The sequence below is a fragment of the Haloarcula sp. CGMCC 1.2071 genome (assembly GCF_037078445.1).
In the GTDB taxonomy this organism is placed as follows: Archaea; Halobacteriota; Halobacteria; order Halobacteriales; family Haloarculaceae; genus Haloarcula; species Haloarcula amylolytica.
The window spans coordinates 26,744-44,337 of sequence record NZ_JAYMGY010000002.1; the positions used below are offsets into that span (position 1 = coordinate 26,744).

19 protein-coding genes are annotated in these 17,594 nt (G+C 62.1%); 9 read left to right on the plus strand and 10 right to left on the minus strand.

Translation table 11 applies throughout. The features are described from left to right. Positions 1–14: 14 nt before the first annotated feature. The 9 genes from VI234_RS04050 to VI234_RS04090 form a co-directional block, all read right to left on the minus strand. The gene (locus VI234_RS04050; RefSeq protein WP_336329314.1) at positions 15–2,042 is read right to left on the minus strand and encodes a hypothetical protein; all 2,028 of its coding nucleotides are present in this window, start codon (positions 2,040–2,042) and stop codon (positions 15–17) included. Further along, positions 2,039–2,521 carry a hypothetical protein gene (locus tag VI234_RS04055; protein WP_008307835.1) on the minus strand — a complete coding sequence of 161 codons (483 nt, stop codon included), beginning with the start codon at positions 2,519–2,521 and terminating at the stop codon, positions 2,039–2,041. Before VI234_RS04055 ends, VI234_RS04050 begins: the two co-directional genes overlap by 4 nt. A 129-nt stretch (positions 2,522–2,650) precedes the next feature. Next, a complete protein-coding gene (locus VI234_RS04060; RefSeq protein WP_004590732.1) occupies positions 2,651–3,226 on the minus strand; it encodes a DUF7500 family protein in 576 nt (191 codons plus the stop codon). 90 nt (positions 3,227–3,316) lie between these two features. Next, entirely contained in the window at positions 3,317–3,943 is a 627-nt protein-coding gene (locus VI234_RS04065) for an archaellin/type IV pilin N-terminal domain-containing protein (RefSeq protein ID WP_336329315.1), read from the minus strand. Positions 3,944–4,274: 331 nt separating this feature from the next. After that, entirely contained in the window at positions 4,275–4,898 is a 624-nt protein-coding gene (locus VI234_RS04070; RefSeq protein WP_336329316.1) for an archaellin/type IV pilin N-terminal domain-containing protein, read from the minus strand. A gap of 396 nt (positions 4,899–5,294) precedes the next feature. Beyond that, positions 5,295–5,570, minus strand: coding sequence for a DUF7521 family protein (locus VI234_RS04075; protein WP_008307830.1), 276 nt, complete (start codon positions 5,568–5,570; stop codon positions 5,295–5,297). 83 nt (positions 5,571–5,653) lie between these two features. Further along, a complete protein-coding gene (locus VI234_RS04080) occupies positions 5,654–5,989 on the minus strand; it encodes an ArsR/SmtB family transcription factor (RefSeq protein ID WP_004515272.1) in 336 nt (111 codons plus the stop codon). A 155-nt stretch (positions 5,990–6,144) separates the two neighbouring features. After that, positions 6,145–6,870 (minus strand): RAD55 family ATPase, encoded by a 726-nt coding sequence (locus VI234_RS04085; RefSeq protein WP_008307829.1) that lies wholly within the window; start codon positions 6,868–6,870, stop codon positions 6,145–6,147. Positions 6,871–6,958: 88 nt separating this feature from the next. After that, on the minus strand, positions 6,959–7,393 hold the full coding sequence (locus VI234_RS04090) for a chemotaxis protein CheW (RefSeq protein ID WP_008307828.1): 435 nt from the start codon (positions 7,391–7,393) through the stop codon (positions 6,959–6,961). Positions 7,394–7,563: 170 nt separating this feature from the next. Here VI234_RS04090 and VI234_RS04095 point away from each other — a divergent pair, with 170 nt between their 5' ends. From VI234_RS04095 to VI234_RS04130, 8 genes are all read left to right on the plus strand, one after another. Then, on the plus strand, positions 7,564–8,673 hold the full coding sequence (locus VI234_RS04095; protein ID WP_336329317.1) for a protein-glutamate methylesterase/protein-glutamine glutaminase: 1,110 nt from the start codon (positions 7,564–7,566) through the stop codon (positions 8,671–8,673). A 2-nt stretch (positions 8,674–8,675) separates the two neighbouring features. Continuing rightward, positions 8,676–10,667, plus strand: coding sequence for a chemotaxis protein CheA (cheA, locus tag VI234_RS04100; protein WP_008307824.1), 1,992 nt, complete (start codon positions 8,676–8,678; stop codon positions 10,665–10,667). After that, on the plus strand, positions 10,664–11,473 hold the full coding sequence (locus VI234_RS04105; RefSeq protein WP_008307823.1) for a CheR family methyltransferase: 810 nt from the start codon (positions 10,664–10,666) through the stop codon (positions 11,471–11,473). The genes cheA and VI234_RS04105 overlap by 4 nt, the downstream gene beginning before the upstream one ends. 6 nt (positions 11,474–11,479) lie before the next feature. Then, a complete protein-coding gene (locus tag VI234_RS04110; RefSeq protein ID WP_008307821.1) occupies positions 11,480–12,712 on the plus strand; it encodes a HEAT repeat domain-containing protein in 1,233 nt (410 codons plus the stop codon). A gap of 59 nt (positions 12,713–12,771) precedes the next feature. Continuing rightward, positions 12,772–13,635 (plus strand): CheF family chemotaxis protein, encoded by an 864-nt coding sequence (locus VI234_RS04115; protein WP_336329318.1) that lies wholly within the window; start codon positions 12,772–12,774, stop codon positions 13,633–13,635. 73 nt (positions 13,636–13,708) lie between these two features. Beyond that, entirely contained in the window at positions 13,709–14,098 is a 390-nt protein-coding gene (locus VI234_RS04120; protein WP_008307817.1) for a 30S ribosomal protein S6e, read from the plus strand. Between the two features lie 4 nt (positions 14,099–14,102). Further along, the gene (locus VI234_RS04125; RefSeq protein ID WP_336329319.1) at positions 14,103–14,531 is read left to right on the plus strand and encodes a DUF7112 family protein; all 429 of its coding nucleotides are present in this window, start codon (positions 14,103–14,105) and stop codon (positions 14,529–14,531) included. 100 nt (positions 14,532–14,631) lie between these two features. Beyond that, a complete protein-coding gene (locus VI234_RS04130) occupies positions 14,632–15,510 on the plus strand; it encodes a CheF family chemotaxis protein (protein WP_008307812.1) in 879 nt (292 codons plus the stop codon). Between the two features lie 101 nt (positions 15,511–15,611). On the opposite strand, the gene VI234_RS04135 is transcribed toward VI234_RS04130, so the two are convergent. Then, positions 15,612–16,034 (minus strand): dCTP deaminase, encoded by a 423-nt coding sequence (locus VI234_RS04135; RefSeq protein ID WP_336329320.1) that lies wholly within the window; start codon positions 16,032–16,034, stop codon positions 15,612–15,614. 86 nt (positions 16,035–16,120) lie between these two features. On the opposite strand from VI234_RS04135, the gene VI234_RS04140 reads away from it, so the two are divergent. After that, complete coding sequence (locus tag VI234_RS04140) at positions 16,121–17,569, plus strand: hypothetical protein (protein WP_008307808.1); 1,449 nt, start codon at positions 16,121–16,123, stop codon at positions 17,567–17,569. Positions 17,570–17,594 lie beyond the last annotated feature (25 nt).

Sequence of the window (17,594 nt, forward strand, 5' to 3'; positions counted from 1 at the left end):
GTCCCGAAACCCAGTTACACCGCAGGGAGATGCGGTGTGAGAACGCGGATGAAATCGAGCGCGAAGGGGCCGTACTGGAAGTACACGAGCCCCGAGAGGAGGAGGTACGCTGTCGTCAGCCCCGCCGGGAGCGCCAGACCCAGTGCGCCCACTCTGGACGGGACGCGGTCGGGAACGAGTGTGCGGCCCAGCACAGCCCCAGCACAGACCACGGCACCACCGAGATTGAGGAGTGCGTGGAACTGTACCGCTTCCCCGAGCGCCAGATCAAGTCCGGCAACGACGCCGAGTCCGATGAGGAGACCACCAATGGTACTCGCAGCGTACCCGCCGGCGAGCCACCGCTTCGCGTCGCTGACGGTTTCGTGGACCGCCGGAATCCGAACGACACCGTACATGATCAGCGGGACCGTCGGCAGCAGATATCGAACAGTGAGCTGTGTGTGCAGTGGCAGGCGGCTCAGATAGACGAGCGTGAACACAGCTGCGAGGGCCGTACCGAGCATATCGGTCTGGGTTCGGGGGGAATAGTGCGACGGACGGACATTCCACTGCCGCCTCCGCTGAGCAACTGACCGGACTAGGACCACGGGGAGTGCCGCGACCGCGCCGAAAAGCGGGACGGCCTCGACCATCGTGAGTTCGATCGCCTCGTAGGAGTTAGGAGCGTAGTTGATCTGTGGCGCGGAGCCGCTCCGCAGGAAAATCTGTGACATTCGCTCGGGCGTAGCCAGGACGTCGAGACCACGGCTGACCGCATCCGAGACGAACACCATCGCGGGGGCCGCAGGTCCCATGATCCGGTCGAACAGGCCGAGAATCGGTGTTATGATCGGCGTTCCGGTATCACCGTCCGCCCCTGTGGAATCACTGCCACCACTAGACCCGCCACCACTTCCGTCGGAACCCCCGCCAGTCCCACCGTCCGTTCCGGCACCCTCAGTGCCGCCAGTGCCGCTACCGCCACCGGTTCCGGCATCGCCGCCGGTCTCAGGTGTGAATTCGACGTTCGCACCCCCGACGGCGGATAGCAACCGCGGCGGTTTGACCGGGTTCCCAGAGATAAGGAAGTTCGTCACGAGCATCGGGAGCGAGCCGAGGAAGAGCGCGAGGGCGGCAACGGCCAGATGGAGAAGCGAGTTTCGCCTTGCAGTGACAAGGTCTACGAGAGCCAGCGTCACCACGAGAAAAAAGCCCTCGAAGGCGTGGGTCCAGGTTACCAGACCAGCGGCGATGTACGCGCCGGCACGAAAACCCAGCCCGAGCCGAAATTCGGCGTCGGCATACGCAACTCGGCTCCGAGCGAACAGATACACCGTCGTCAGTATCAATAGCCCTACCAGAACGTGCCGTTTCGGAAGCGAAGCCCAGAACCCGACAGACGAGGCGATACCGATTGCGACACCAGCCGCCAGGGCGACTGAGCGGTCGTGCCAGATTCCGACGAGGCGGTAGAGAACGACGCCGGTCGTCGCTGCTGCGAGCATCGTCGAGATCTGGAACGCGGCTATTGGGAGCGAAGTGCCCGGGAGGGCTGTTGCTGCCAGCGCACCGACCAGAAACAGGACAGCGACGAGACCGCTACCGACCCACAGCACCGTTCGCTTGGCGACATTGGTGTGGCGCTGTCCGAGCACGCTGACGTGAGCCACGAAGACGAGCGCAGTGCCCGACCAGAGTCCAAGGAGCAGTAGCCGGGGTGTAATGAGCACGGACAGCGCTTGCAACGCCCAGACCAGCGGGACAGCCAGAAGTATCTGGCCGTAGTTGCGTCCGTAAAGCCTGCCGCCGGCCTCGTGCAGACCCGGTTGCGCGCCGAGTGTCAGGGAGTACGGCGTCTCTACGATGTGGAGGTGCCCGTTCGAGACAGCGACGAGTGCGTTGGCAGTGGTGTACGTGTCGGTGACGAAAATCCCAACGCGCCAGTAGAGCCCGAACGTCACGAGCAGGCCGAGCCAGAGGGCATAGCCGTAGCGGTCACCGAAGATTGCCGTTCCGACCTGTCGGCAGCGGCCAGTGAACTGCTCGGCGTCTCGAATCATTGCTCCACCTGCACTGTCACGTTTTCAGCAACGATTGTCTCAGCGGTTTCAAAGCTCTGGACACGAAGCAGGACGGTCCCCCTGTACACGTCCCGCTCCAGTGACGACGGCGTGACCGCTCTGTCACCGGGTGCGAGCCGGTACGTCCCGGACTGACCGTCCGAAAGGACCTGTTCGTCTTCGAGGGAGATGTCGAGCGCAGGGACCGCGACCTGATACAGCAGTCTCGGACGCCCCGTCACGGAGTCGACAGTCACACTGGCATCGGGCACTCGGAGATACGCGACGTTCGTGCCGAACCGACCGTCAGTGAACCGTATCTCCGACGTCGGCAGTTGGACGGAACTGACAGTCGCCGTCCCGTCGCCGATAGTCGTCGGCTGTGTCCTGACAGCGTCGACGCCGACGAGTGGTCCCGTCACGACGAGCGTTACCAGAACGAACAGGGCAACGGCCGTCGGCGGATGGCGCGGGACCATTATCTACCCTACACACTGCCGTGCCCGGATTTAAATCCCTCGTCGGTTGGGCAGGTTGCTGCCCCTGTTCATCGCGATAGCTGCTCGATTGCAGGTGGTCGTTGTGGAAATGACCTACAGCGCCCCGTCTCAGAGTTCGGCACCGTCGGCGGCCTCGACGGCTTCCAAGAGATCAGCGATAGAATCGTCCGGCGTCAGTTGTGTCGACCGGACGAGCTGTTTGATGACCGCTGGCGGATAGCGAACCGGCACGTTCGATTCCGACAGCAGAATACCCAGCACTTCCTCGACCGGTGTCGACCCGTCCATCTGACGGCCGTACCAGAGCATGAAGCTCTCGAAAACGGTGACGATGTCGTTGGAAGCGAGCTGCTGCTGGTCGACGTCGCCGTCGAACTTCGCGGTCACGTCGAAGCCGTATCTGGCGTTCGAGTCGGCCATCTGTTCGGCGAGCCACTCGTGGACGTTTGCATCCGAGAACTCGGGAGTCGACGGCTCCGGGTCCGGTGCAGGAGACGGCGGGGATTCAGACGCCGAATCCGACGAAACCTGATTCCCGTAGGAGTCGTCAGTGCGGACATCCGACGAAACGACGTAGCGGCCCTCGTCGATTTCAGTGACGTGCTCGTCGTCGGCGATATCGAGCTCTTCGGGCGAGAGTACCTTGCCCTCTTCCGGATTCGGTTCGTCTGACCGCCGAGCCATAGGTACTAGTGTGTGAGGCTATCGTATAACTCCGTCGCTGGTCAGGGTGGCCGAAAAGAGAACTACGTCGAACCGAAAAGATAACCGAATTTAGAGGCTGACTGCGGAGTTACCAGACAGAGTCTCCGGGACGACCAGCCGAGCGGTCGTCGTGCCACCGGACTGAGTGTTCAGGCGAACCGTCGCCGTCTCACCCTCACCGAGGCCGTCACCGGTGCCGCTTCCGCGGATTAACTCGGCGCTGAATATGATCGTCGCGCGGTCAGACGGATCGTTCAGGACCTGGCTCCCCGAAATCGAGTCGTCGTCGTCCTGAACATCAGTGACAGCGAAGGAGGACCCGGCGGGGTCCGGGGTGCTACTGTAGCCAGACGAAGTGAGGTCATACGAGCCAGTAGAGTCGACCCACTGGGCGATCGTACTGCCGATATCGATGTTCCCCGCACCGGGTGCCTTCTTCACCGTCAGCTTGACTGTGTCGATCGTGCTGCTTGAAGAATCGATGTCTTCACCGACAGCGTTGACGAGTTGCAGTCGGTTCGTCACTTGGTCACTGCTCTGTTGTCCGGTTTCCTCTGCGCTGCTCTGGAGGAAGCCGGCCGTGTTGATCAGGACGCCCGCAGCGATTGCCGCCACCAGCACCATCGCGATGAACACAATCAGGGTACCGATACCGACCTGTCCGCGGTCGTCGTCGTTCGTTAGTTCCGTTAGCATTGTTGATCCGGGTCTGTCTGACCCTGTCTGTTGACTCTTTTCATGGGTAATAATACCTCCTCTCAAATTATACGTCTTGATAACCAAGTCACTTATCGTCGTAAGCAACAGTCTCAGCGGCCAAAACAGATATTTGTCCGAGAATAGACGGAGCGCTGAATTCTATCTCTGAGAGTAGTAGTCAACAAAACATGTGTCCGTGTGATTACTCGTAAATGACCGTGTACGTGCCGGAGCAAGTATTGTGCCGCAAGCTATCTGGTGGAAAGCGCGCAGAAGGCAGAAATATGCCGCGAGTATATCAGCAATCGAAACTGAAAGATATGCCGCTTTACAGGGTGACTGCGGAGTTACCAGACAGAGTCTCCGGGACGACCAACCGAGCAGTCGTCGTGCCGCCGGACTGGGTGTTCAGGCGAACCGTCGCCGTCTCACCCTCACCGAGGCCGTCATCGGCAGCGCCACCGCGGATCTCTTCGGCGCTGAAGATGATCGTCGCGCGGTCAGACGGGTCGTTCAGGACCTGGCTTCCCGAAATCGAGCCGTCATCGTCCTGGACGTCAGCGACGGAGAACTCACTCGCGCCCGGGTTACCGTCGTAGGTCCCTTCGTAGGTGAGGTCGTACGAGCCACTGGAGTCGACCCACTGGGCGATCGTACTGCCGAGATCGATGTTACCTGCACCGGGTGCCTTCTTCACCGTCAGCTTGACCGTGTCGATTGTGCTGCTGGATGATTGAATGTCTTCACCGACGGCGTTGACGAGCTGCAGTCGGTTCGTCACTTGGTCACTGCTCTGTTGTCCGGTTTCCTCGGCGCTGCTCTGGAGGAAGCCGGCCGTGTTGATCAGGACGCCCGCAGCGATTGCCGCCACCAGCACCATCGCGATGAACACGATCAGGGTACCGATACCGACCTGCCCGCGGTCGTCGTCGTTCGTTAGTTCCGTTAGCATTGTTAATCCGGGTCTGTCTGACCCTATGCAACCGTTCTTTTCGTCAGTAATAATACCTCCCCCCAAATTATATTACTTGATAATAGGTCTCTGAGGGGCTGAAGAGGTGTTTCGATAGAAGAACACCTATAGTTAGGTCTGAAGAAGATAACTGAGCTACGTCGCCTCTAAGAATCAGATTTAATTGCTTCTATAGGTTGGTATCAGCGATGGAAATAGCTGGTTGTCTGGTGTGTGGCCGAGAGGTATCGTGTTGCGTGCAAGCTGGTGCGGTCTATACGAAAATAGACGTTGAAACCGGAGTCGACAGAGAAATAAAATAGACGTTGAAACCGGAGTCGACAGAGAAATCCGCTCACGGGCAGGGTGGTCAGCTGATGCAGTCGAGAAACACACTCACTCGTACGTGACGAGACTGTACATCACGAACAGATAGCCGAACGTCGTCAACCCACTGTTGACTAGCAACAACGACCGTACGCCCTCGAAGTCGTTGATGAACGCGCTAATCATCGTCGCGGCCGCGCCCGCGATTGCAAGCGAAAATCCCACCGAGAGGTGAAGCATCGCCTGCCGGGATGTCTGGACGTACGCCCGCATGGCCATCCCAACCATTGTCAGTCCGGCCACGACGAACACCAGCGTCGATATGGCATAGAGAAGTTCTATCATCAGCACTGTACAGGGCTACAGCGAACCCGTTATTAAATCCACGCTCGAAAATATCTTTCGTGATAACGCCGAGAAGAGGCGTTCTACCGCTCAGATAGAGTCCGCCACGCCTCGTCGAGTTTGTTAGTCACTTCCGACCGCTCTTCGATGTGGACAGTCAGTTCGTCGTCGAAATCGACCCGGACCTCGTCCACGTTCCGCCGATACACCTTGATACGTCGGCGGTCGTCAGAGAGGATGTTGTCGTGTAGTTCCAGGAGGTCGTGTTCGGTCAGTTCGTCGATGCGTCGGTAACACGTCGCGATGGGGATTCCGAGTTCGTCGCTGAGTTCCTGTGCGGAGACCGGTTCGTCCGTCGCGTCGAGGATTTCGGCACTGTATTTATTGCCAAGCGTCTGAAGAATCTCCCCTGAATCCATCGTTATCAAATCATAAATTCAGTCGATAATAAAGCTATCGCCTGTGATATCGACTGAAAGGAGACAAACACGCACTACAGGACGCTCGTACGAAAACAGCGGCCTGTGCCGCTGTATCCGTCGTTCTACCGAGTAATAATGGCTTTATTGTATCGCTAAATTGGTGATTCTTCCTCGCTCATCATCGAGAAGGCGCTGGCGTTCTGGTGGACATCGATACCGCCGCGGTCGATCTCCATCGGATAGATGTCCGTCTCGATGTTCTGCTTTCGCATCTTGGCGACCCAGACGTATCTGTTCACACCGGTATCAGTCGGCGTCTGGATAAGGTAGATGTTGCCGTCGGTCAGATAGTTCTCCAGCCCGATCTCGGTGTCCGGGAAGACGGCCCCCTGTTCGTTGGTCATCAGCGTCGTGAGACCGCTGTCGCTGAGGATATCGGTGAACTTCAGGAGATACGTCCGCTTCTCCTTCTCGTTTTCGAAGAACAGTTCGAACATGGCAAGCGAGTCAAGCACCAGTCGGTCGTAGTCACCGTCTTCGAGTTCCTCCAGCAGAATATCCAGCGAGGAGGTGAAGTCGTTCTCGCGCAGGAGCACCTGCTTGTCGTACACCTTGATGTCGCCGTTTTCGACGTGGTCCTGCCAGTTGTCGAAGCCGAGAGATTCGGCGGCCTCCCGGAGGTCTGACTCGTCCTCCTCGAAAGAGAGGTAGATGCCCTTCTCGTCGTATTTTTCGACGCCGTTGTAGATGTACTGGAGACAGAGGATCGATTTCCCGGCCCCGGGGTTGCCGCTCACCAGTGTCGTCGAGTTCTTCACAATGCCACCGTTCAGAATGTCGTCGAGGCCCTCGATCCCCGTTTTGGTTTGCTCAATCATAGTTTCGGAAGGAACTGAAAGTTGATTGGATACTTCTCTGTCGGGAATGTTAAAAAGTCTTGCTGGTGTGTCGCTAAACAAACCGGAATCAGTCACCAGCGTGGACGATGGCGGGGTCCACCCAGATAACAAAACTGTCATCTCGCTTGATCACGCCCCGGATTGAGCCGGCGTCGTTCGCGGGGGACCGGTCGACCTGCTCCGGCGTGATCTGGACTACCTGATACACCTCGTCGACGAGCCAGCCGGCCGCGCCCTGTTCCTCGACGATCTCCGGGTCGAAGACGATGATGCGCTTCTCTTCGCCCTCGTCCTCGATACCGAAGACGACCTTGGGGTCGACGATCGATGTCGTGCGCCCGCGAAGGTCCATGACGCCACGGACGTGCGGCGGGGCGTTCGGGACGGACGTGAGTTCGCCGATATCGACGATCTCAGTCACGTAGTCGATACTCACGCAGTACGTTTCCGAGCCGAGCTGGAACTCGAGTACCTGGCCGGTGGTGGCTGACTGTGCTGCCATTGCGGTTCTTATCCAAACTGTCGCGGACAGGGGCGCATAAAGGTGCCTGCTGGGCTATCAACTTTGATTACGTGGGCGGAGTATTTATTTCGGGGCCGGACGGGATTTGGAAGTAGGTATGAGGATGTCTCGTTCGCCGATGTCTCCTGTCCGACGGGAGCGTTGGTGATATGGCAGATGGTGTCCGCGCCGTGGTCGCAGACGACTCTCACTTCATGCGGAGTGTCATCTCTGATATCCTCAGCGATGGCGGTATCGATGTCGTCGCGCAGGCGCGTGATGGCGAGGAGGCAGTGTCGGCCGTTATCGAACACAAACCGGACGTCGTGACGATGGACGTCGAGATGCCGGTAATGAACGGCATCGAGGCGACGGAGCGCATCATGGCGGAGTCTCCGACACCGGTGTTGATGCTGTCGGCCCACACCGACGAAAACGCCGACGTGACGTTCGAGGCCCTCGATAAGGGCGCGGTCGACTTCTTCACCAAGCCCGGTGGCGAGGTGTCGATGGAGATGTCACGCCTGAAAGACCAGCTGGTCGAGATGGTCAGCTCCGTCGCGGCGGTCGATGTTGGCGCGACACACAGCCACGGCGGGACAACCAGCGACAGCGGAGCGGGCTCACCGACGGCTGGCAGTTCAGCCACTGACCGGAGGGCAACCGGAGGCTCGTCGAGTCAGACGACCTACGTTGCGAACCCGACGCTCGTCATCGGCTCTTCGACCGGCGGCCCGAAGATGGTGGAACAGGTAATGGAAAACCTCCCCATCGAGGCCGACCTCCGGGTGCTCATTATCCAGCATATGCCGGAGGGGTTCACCGGCCGGTTCGCCGAGCGGATCAACACGCGAAGTGATTACGAGGTCCGGGAGGCCACAGACGGGGCGCGCATCGGCGGCGGCGAGGGACTCGTCGCTGCCGGCGACCGGCACATGGAGGTCAAGAACTACCGGAACGGCCGACTGCGGACGAAGCTGACACAGGACGAACCGGTCAACAGCGTCCGTCCGGCAGTCGACGTGACGATGCGGACGGCCGCGGAGACGATCGACGACCCGCTCGTCGGCCTCATCCTCACCGGGATGGGCGAGGACGGCGCGGACGGGATTCGGCGGATCAAGCAGGCCGGTGGCAAGACCATCGCACAGGACGAGGCCACGTCCGCGGTGTACGGCATGCCAAAGCGTGCCGTCGAGACGGGCTGTGTGGACACTGTCTTGCCTATCGACGACATTGCGGACGGCATTATCGACACGATTACCACTGAGGTGACCTGACAATGGACGACCAGTATTTAGACGCATTCATCCGTGAAAGTGAAGAAGCGATTACCGAACTCAACAACTCGCTGCTCGAACTCGAGTCCGACCCCTCCAACACGGAGGCGATGGATTCGATCTTCCGGACAGCCCACACGCTGAAGGGGAACTTCGGAGCGATGGGTTTCGACAACGCAGCGAACCTCGCGCACGCGATGGAGGACCTGCTCGACGAGATGCGCCAGGGCGAGATGGAGGTCACGCCGGACCTGATGGATCTCGTCTTCGCCGGCGTCGACAAGATCGAGGTCATCGTCGGGGAGATCGAAGAGCACGGCGAATCGGGGACGGAGACCGACGAGATGGTCGAAGAGCTCCGCGCCGTCCTCGAAGAGGGGGCCGCCGCCGCGGGCGACACCGAAACGGCGGACGACGGCGACTCCTCGGACAGCGACGAGTCGCTCTCCACGGATGCCAGCGTCAGCGATGCCGACATCGACGCCGACGCTGTCAACGAGCGAGTCCTGCAGGCCGAGATCAGCGTCGGGGAGTCGGACATGCTCGGCGTCGACTCGATGCTGGCCGTCGAGTCTATCGAGGGGCGGTTCGACATTCTCGATTCGAGTCCGAGCCGTGCCGATATCGAGGACGGCGAGTTCGAGGACACGTTCGTCCTGTATCTCGACGGCCCCGACGCGGCGACCGTCGACGCCGAACTGGGGACGACCGGCAAGGTCGACAGCTTCGACGTGACCGACGTGACCGACGAACTGGTGAGCGACGCAGACACCGGCTCCGATGCTATCGAGAGTACTGACACGGGTTCGAACGCAGGCTCGGACCCGAACCCGGGTGCCGAAGAGGAACACAGCGTCGACGAGATCAAGTCCGTCCGCGTCGACGTGGACCAGCTCGACGACCTCCACGGGCTCGTCGAGCAACTGGTCACGAGCCGAATCAAGCTCCGGCGTGGTGTCGAGAAAGACGACCTCGACTCCACCGGCGAGACGCTGAACGAACTGGACAAGATCACGGCGAACCTCCAGAACACGGTGATGGATATGCGGCTCATCCCGCTGAAGAAGGTCGTCGGGAAGTTCCCGCGGCTCGTCCGAGACCTCGCGCGCGAACTCGACAAGGACATCGAGTTCGAGATCGAGGGCGAGGACATCGAACTCGACCGGACCATCCTCACCGAGATCTCGGACCCGCTGATGCACATCCTCCGGAACGCCGTCGACCACGGCATCGAGTCGCCCGAGGAGCGAGAACAGGCAGGCAAGGACCCGACTGGCCACATCACGCTCCGGGCCTCCCGCGAGCGCGACCACGTCATCATCGAAGTCGAAGACGACGGGGCCGGGCTCGACGTGAGTGGAATCAGGGAGAAGGCCGTCGAAAAGGGCGTCCGCTCGCCCGAGGAACTGGACGCGATGGACGACTCCGCGGTGTACGACCTCGTGTTCCATCCCGGCTTCTCGACGGCCGACGAAGTGACTGACACCAGCGGGCGCGGCGTCGGCATGGACGTCGTCCACGACACAGTCTCTCAGCTCGACGGGTCGGTCAGCGTCGACTCCGAACCGGGCGAGGGAACGACGGTCTCGCTGCGCCTGCCGGTGACGATGGCTATCGTCAAAGTGCTGTTCGTCAAGGTCGGCGGCGAGGAGTACGGCGTCCCGATCAAGAACGTCGACGAGATTACCGGAACAGAGGAGGCGAAGCAGGTCAACGGTCAGGAAGTCATCAAGCACAACGACGAGATCTACCCGGTCATCCACCTCGACGACACCTTCGACATCGAGGGCGAGACGGCAAACGGCGACGGGATGCTCGTCCGCATCCGCGAATCCGAGCGCCAGGTCGCGCTCCACTGTGACTCGGTCAACAGCCAGGAGGAGGTCGTCGTCAAGCCCCTGGAGGGTATCCTCTCGGGAACGCCCGGCCTCTCGGGCACGGCCGTCCTCGGCGACGGGAACATCGTCCACATCCTCGACGTGGTGACCCTATGAACAAAGGTAGCGAGCGCACCTTCGAGGACCTCGTGGAGTTCATCGGCGAGGAGATGGACTTCGAGTCGGGCTTTTACAACGACTCGTATCTCGACCGCCGCATCACCGCGCGGATGCGCCGGACCGACACCGAGGACTACCAGTCCTACCAGCGACTGCTGGAGCGCGACGACGGCGAGCGCGAGGAACTGCTCGATTCGCTGTCGATCAACGTCACCGGCTTCTTCCGGAACCCGGACGCGTGGGAACGACTGCGGCCGGTCCTCCGAGAACTCACGGAGAACAACCGCACCGTCCGGCTCTGGTCGGCCCCGAGTGCCGACGGCCGCGAGCCGTATTCGGCGGCGATGCTGGCGCTCGACGACCCCAAGGTCGACGCCCGCCGAGTCGAGATCACGGCGACGGACATCAACGCCGACATCCTCGAAGAGGCCCGAAAGGGCACCTACGCGACCTCCCAGACGACCGACATCGCCGACGAGTTGGAGCCGCTGGACGATTACACGAAGTACATCGAGCAGGACGGCAACACGTTTGAGGTTCGGGACCGGGTCAAGGAGATGGTCACGTTCGAGCAACACGACCTCATCCGGGGCGACCCCAAGCGCGATTTCGATCTGGTGTTCTGCCGAAACCTCCTCATCTACATCGATTCGGAGTTCAAGGTCCCCATCTTCGAGACGATCCGCGGATCGCTCCGCGAGGGCGGCTACCTCATGATCGGCATGACCGAGACGCTGCCCGCGGAGTGTCGGGACTCCTTCGAAGCGGTCGACAAACGCCACCGCATCTACCGGCGTGTGTAGCGACCAATGAGCCTCTACGAACTGGAACGGGACGGCAAGGCACAGGAACTCATCCGCCTCCTCAGAGAGAGTGACAACGAGCGGGTCAAGACCCGCGCCGCGGAGCTACTGGGGAACTTCGACGACCACGACGACCGGCGCGACGTGGTCAACGCGCTCGTAGACGCGGCCCAGAGCGACAGCGACGCGATCACCGGCGCGGCCATCGACTCGCTGGACGAACTCGGCGACGACGCGATCACGCAACTCATCGGGAGTATGGCCGGCGTCGACCTCGAAGACGACGCCGCAGACTGGGTGAAGGCGAAGGCGTACATGCAGGTACTCGACGCCGACGTGCCGGAACTCCGGATGGCAGCGGCCAACGGGCTCGGGAACCTCGATCAAGCCGACGCGGTTCCGAAGCTGGCAGAGCGCTTCGAGGACCCAGACCCGCGAGTACGAGCGCGGGCGGCCCGGTCGGCCGGGAAGATCGGCGACTCGCGGGCGACGACCCCCCTCGAAAACGTGCTGACGGACCCGAAAGCCGCCGTCAGGCGCGAGGGGGCGGACGCGCTGGGAAACATCGGGAACCGGCAGGCGTTGCAGGCGCTGCTCCCGCTGTACGAGGACGATGACGAGCGGGTCCGGCGCATCGCCGTCGGCGGGTTCGGGAACTTCGGCAACGACCGGCCCGTCGACTATCTCATCGAAGCTCTCTCGGACGAGTCGGCCGCCGTCCGCCGGACAGCCGTCTACTCGCTCATCGAACTCCTGTCGAACGTCCCGACCGACCAGAGCCACCAGATACGGGACACCGTCGTCGAGAAGCTCTCGAACACAGACGACCGCAGCGTCGTCGTGCCGCTGGTCGAGATTCTCGAAGAGAGTACGCAAGCGGCCCAGCGGCGCAACACCGCCTGGATGCTCGGCCGGGTCACCAGCCAGGAGGAGCGGGACCGAGTCATCGAATCGCTCGTCGACGCGCTCGGCGAGGACGACCAGATGCTCCGGCAGTTCGCCGCGACCAGCCTCGCCGAACTCGGCGACGACGACAACATGGTGGAGCGGCGGCTACTCAAAATCGTGCAGGACGACGACGTCGACCCCGAGATCCGGGGACAGGCTATCTTCACGCTCGGGAAGGTCGGGGGCGAGCGGTCCCGGAAGACGCTTGACAAACTCATCGACGAGACCGAACACGACGTGATCCGGAAGAAGGCGTTCTCGGCCATCTCGAAGCTCGGTGGCCGCGGATGAATCGTCCGAGTGGATTAAGACGTGGCAGAGCGTACACGGGAACGATAGCTGGCTAACCGATGAGCGACGGAGAACACGCACTGGTCGATACGAAGGGGAAGTTCGTCCAGGTCGTCTCGGACGGGCGCAAGCGAAACGACATCGAGTGGCTACCCGGTCGGGTCCTCCTCTCGAACAAGCGCCTGGTCCTCGCGACCAACGACGGCAAGCGGACCATCCCGCTGTCGAAAGTCAGCAGCGTCACGGCCAGCCAGATGAACCAGCCCCTCGCACAGGTGGACAGCTACGTCAAGGTGCAGGCCGGCCGGAACGTGACGCTCATCTCGGCGAAAAAGGCCGATGAGTTCCAGGAGAAACTCTACAGCACGCTGCTTGACCAGACCGTTGTCCTCATCAATCATCCCGCAGTCAAAGGTGGTGTCGTCCAGGACGGCGGCTGGGAGAAGGGGCGACTCAAACTCGACGGCGACTGCATCAATCTGGCCATCGCCAGCGGCACGTTCGTCGAACTGGATATCGACGACGTAGGAACGGTCGAGAGCAAGGAGAAGACGATTCGCGGGGACGAGCGACCGCTGTTAGAGGTCGAACACACCATTGAGGGGACCAGCGTCGAGACCCACATCTCGGGGACGCCCCGACACGTCTCGCTCATCGAGGGGCTCGTCCGGCAGGGCGAGCAACGAAACATCGCCGACGACGTGGACCTCTCCGACAAAGAGACACAGGTGCTGATGGCGCTGTACTCCGGCATTTCGCCGTTCAAGATTCCTGACTTCGTCGACATGGAGATCGAGGAAGTCGAAGACGTGTACGACCGGTTGATGGAGGCTGACATCCTCGAACCGGTCCGGACACGCCGGGAGGTCCAGCTTGAGGCCCGCGGCCGCTCGATCGCGAGTGACGCGATGGCTGACCAGTAACCGAGACGTGTGACGGTGCGACCGGGACGGACGGTTCGACGCGTTTTTGAAGCGCGGTTGATTGAGAACAGGTATGGCAGAATTCACGGTCGCCGTCTCCGATCCGGAGGACGGCCACACCTACCAGATCGACGTCGACGGACAGGACGCAAACCGCTTCATCGGCCGCGAGCTCGGCGACGAGGTCGACGGCGGCGCTGTCGGCCTCGATGGCTACACGCTCGAACTGACCGGCGGCTCGGACACCTCGGGCCGACCGATGCGACCCGACGTTCGCGGCGTCACGACAAAGGAGATCATGTCCGACGGCGGCGTCGGCTTCAAGCCGACCACCGACGGCGAGCGCAAGCGCATCACCGTCCGCGGCCGCGAGGTCAGCGACGACACGCGCCAGATCAACGCGAAGATCACGGCCCGCGGCAGCGACGACGTGGCCGAACTCCTCGGCGACGACGACGAGTAAGTCAGTGCCGGACCGCGTTCCCAGTGACCACGAAACCGTCGAGACGCATCGCGTTTCCGTCGAGTCAGTCGGCCGAACCGACCGACCGCGGGTCGTGCTCCCGGACGAACTCGATTTCGACGACGGCGACACCGTCCGCCTCGCGCTGGACGGCGACCGGTACCACGCCGTCGTCGAGACGAATCTCGACGGCGAACCGGTGCTCTCACACGTCGCCGACAACCGCCGACTGGCCCGTGAACGGGACGGGACGAACCGCCTCGCGGAGTGGGTCGCCGACAGCGAAGTCTCGCTCGGCGGGTCAGCACATCTCGACGTGGTAACCGACGGAACCGAGTACGGCCTCCGAACGCCGGGCAAGCGCGTCGTCTATACGGCGACCGGCGGGCCGGACGCCTCGCTGTCAGATATTGCTCGAAACCTCGACAACTGACGCCGTTGGCCCCCGTTCTCCCGAATGAAGCCGATTTTTGCTGCTGATACTCGCGCGAAACGCTCAATATCAGTGCTGATGTACATCGGGTAACGGACGAATGTCGGAATCAGTGATCGCGGATTTCGTCGGCAAATTCAACTCCGAAGTGGCCGGTCGGGGCGACCCCATCAGGGGTCGGATCGTCCTCTCGCAAAAGCGGCTGGTACTGGCCGCGAGCGAGGACGACAAGCTGACGATCCCGCTGGACTCGATTTTCGACATCGCCATCGGACAGGTCCCGCCCGACCTGGGCGATTTCTTCGACTCGACGGTGACGATCGCCTTCGAACGCAAGGGAAAGCGACTCGTCGCAGCCATCGAGGCCGGTGACGAGAAAATCGAGAAGTTCGGCACGGTGCTGTTCAAGGCTGTCATCAACGGCACCGAAACGACGGTCAAAGAGCGCGCCCGCGTCGGTGGCCGGGTCACCGACGAGTCGTTCAAGACCGCGAAGCTCTTTCTCACACCCGGGAACGTCGAGTTCCGACGCAAAGACGGGTCGTTCAACGTCGATCTCAAAACGGTGTCGGACTTCGACCGGAACACGCGGGAGATCAACGGCACGGGCCGGCCGGTACTGACAGTCCGGCACATGAAGGACGGAACGGCCATGACGACGCTGGCCGCGATGGCCTCAAATCGTAAGATGTCCATCCTCGGGCGCTATCTCCGCCGCGAGTACGCCGAGCTCATGGAAGAGCTCAAAGACGTCGAGCTCACCAAGGACAAGAAGGAGGTGCTGGTCGCCATGTACTCGACCGGCGACATGGACGGGATGCCGCTGGCGAGCATTCTCGGCAAGGACTCCTCACAGGTGTCGATGATTCTTCAGGACCTCTCCGCTGACGGGCTCGTACAGGACGGGGCCGACGGGCCGGCGCTCACGCCGACGGGTAAGGTCGTCGCCAGCCGCCACCTCGAAGACGTCAACGCCTGATACGGATTGTTGTAGATTATTTCCGGATAGTGCCGATCACGGGGTCGACATATACCGGTAAATCGCTACAACAATCCGTATGAGACGGATTGTCTACCTGTTTACTCCTCGGCCGCGACAATCGTACTGACTCTGGCATTCTCTTTGAGCTGCAGCCCCGCGCCGCCGACCGATAGCGGCACGCGCGGGAGCGCGTCGACGTGTAGTGTCGGATGCGTCGCGCCGCGTTCAAGCAGTTCTGTCCGCGACTGGAGGGTCACCGTCGCCTCGCCAGTCAGTGATTCGTTGTACTCGATGAGGTACTGGCCGCCCCGCAGCGTCCACCACTCGTAGTCGTCGTCCGGGTCCCGCTTCTCGCTCGAATGGGGTGTGACGCCGGCCGCGTCTAGTTCGCCGCCGCCGAAGTCGATCCGCCCCGGCTCGACGACCTCGTACACCTCGGCGACGGTGAGGTCGAACCCCGGGCTGTCGGTCTGAGTTGGTTCGTGAACGATATCCGTGACGTACTCGCTGAAGTCGGTCATGTGTGACTGTATCAGGCGAGTACGCGTAAAAGTGGGGCCGGAAGCGGCGGCACAACGCGTATTGGACTCGGTTGCAAAGCACGGCTGTGGCGTACTCGTGGCCGCTCTCGCCGAAGGTGACGCTGGTCGCCGCGATTCTCGTGGTGCTGCTCGCCGGCGCGGCGACGATGGTCGAGCCGGGATCACCGGGAGCGACGGCCGAGCGCGGGCAGGCGCCGACGAAACTGGTCGAACCCAAACCCGGCGAGAACGTGTTCTGGCCCTACACTAGTCGGTCGCGGTCAGCCTCGGGCCGGACGCTGGCGATAAACGTCGTCGTGTACGGCGACACGGCGACTATCCGTGACTATCTGACCCGCGGTCGGGACCCGGGCTGGAACAAGACAGGGGCCGACGAGCAGGACATCGACGCCGGCGAAGGACCGATAACGGAGGGCAACGCCACCAACGGCACGCTCGTCGAATGGAGCGCAGCGACGGGGTCGACCCGCTACCTTTACGTCCACGACCGGACGCTCACCGAGGACCGGGCCGACGAGGTAACCCGACGGCCGTACCGTGCGGTTTCGTACACCGGTCCGCTGGGCAGAGAAGCGGCCGGGGCCTGGATCGAGGAGACCGACCAGCTCCACGACGGGACGTACCTAGGAGCACGCCACCACATCCGGCTGTACGAGTCGCCCTACGAGTCGGACAACTGGGTCGCTATCCAGGCTCACAGCGAGCACTGGGACTGGTTCCGGCTCCGGCATACAGTCCACGGCACCGAAGCGGCCCAGAACCGGGTAGAAGCCCAGTTCATGGGCGAGCCGTTCGCCGACGGTGTCTGGCGGCTCTACCTCGATAACGGCGGCGGGTCCGGCTCCGACGGCTGGGCGACAATCGTCGACCTCGTGGGAGACAGCGGCGGCAGTGGGCCCGGCCCGATGGCGCTTGGCATTACTGGGCTGGTGCTGGGCACGGCAGTCCGACGCCGCCACCGACGGCGGGACCGTTCGCGGGCCGACACCACGCAACCGCTGCTGTCCGACACGCCACTGTCGCGGTGGCTTCGGTCCAGCGACCGCCTCAGTCCCGGACCGGTCGACCGTCTCGTGCGCGGCCTCTCGTACCTGCTGCTTTTCGCCGTCCTCCTCGGGCTCTACCTCGGCGTCCGGTTCAGCGGTGTCGCGCTCGAACGGGCGTTTCCAGCGGCGGACCCCAAGTTCATCGCCGCGCTCCTGTACCCGGTACTCGCCTTTGGTCTCCCCGGCGCGGCGTACCTCGCCGGCCGGAACCTCGACCCGGTCCGGAGCTTCGCGGCGGCGGCGACCGGCACCGGAACTGCGTTCGTGCTGGACTACCAGTACCTCGCTGTCACGACCCTGCCACTCAACGTCGTGCTCCACCGGCTCGGCCTGGCCGTCGCACTCGGTGCCGTGGCCGCAGGGGCTGTGACTCGTGACACCACCACCAAGACAGTGAACCGTATCATCGGTGCCGGCATCCTCCTGTGGGTGTATCTCCTCGTTGCGGCGCTAGTGGGCTGGCTGTAGGGCTGGGAGGAACGCGGCACTTTTG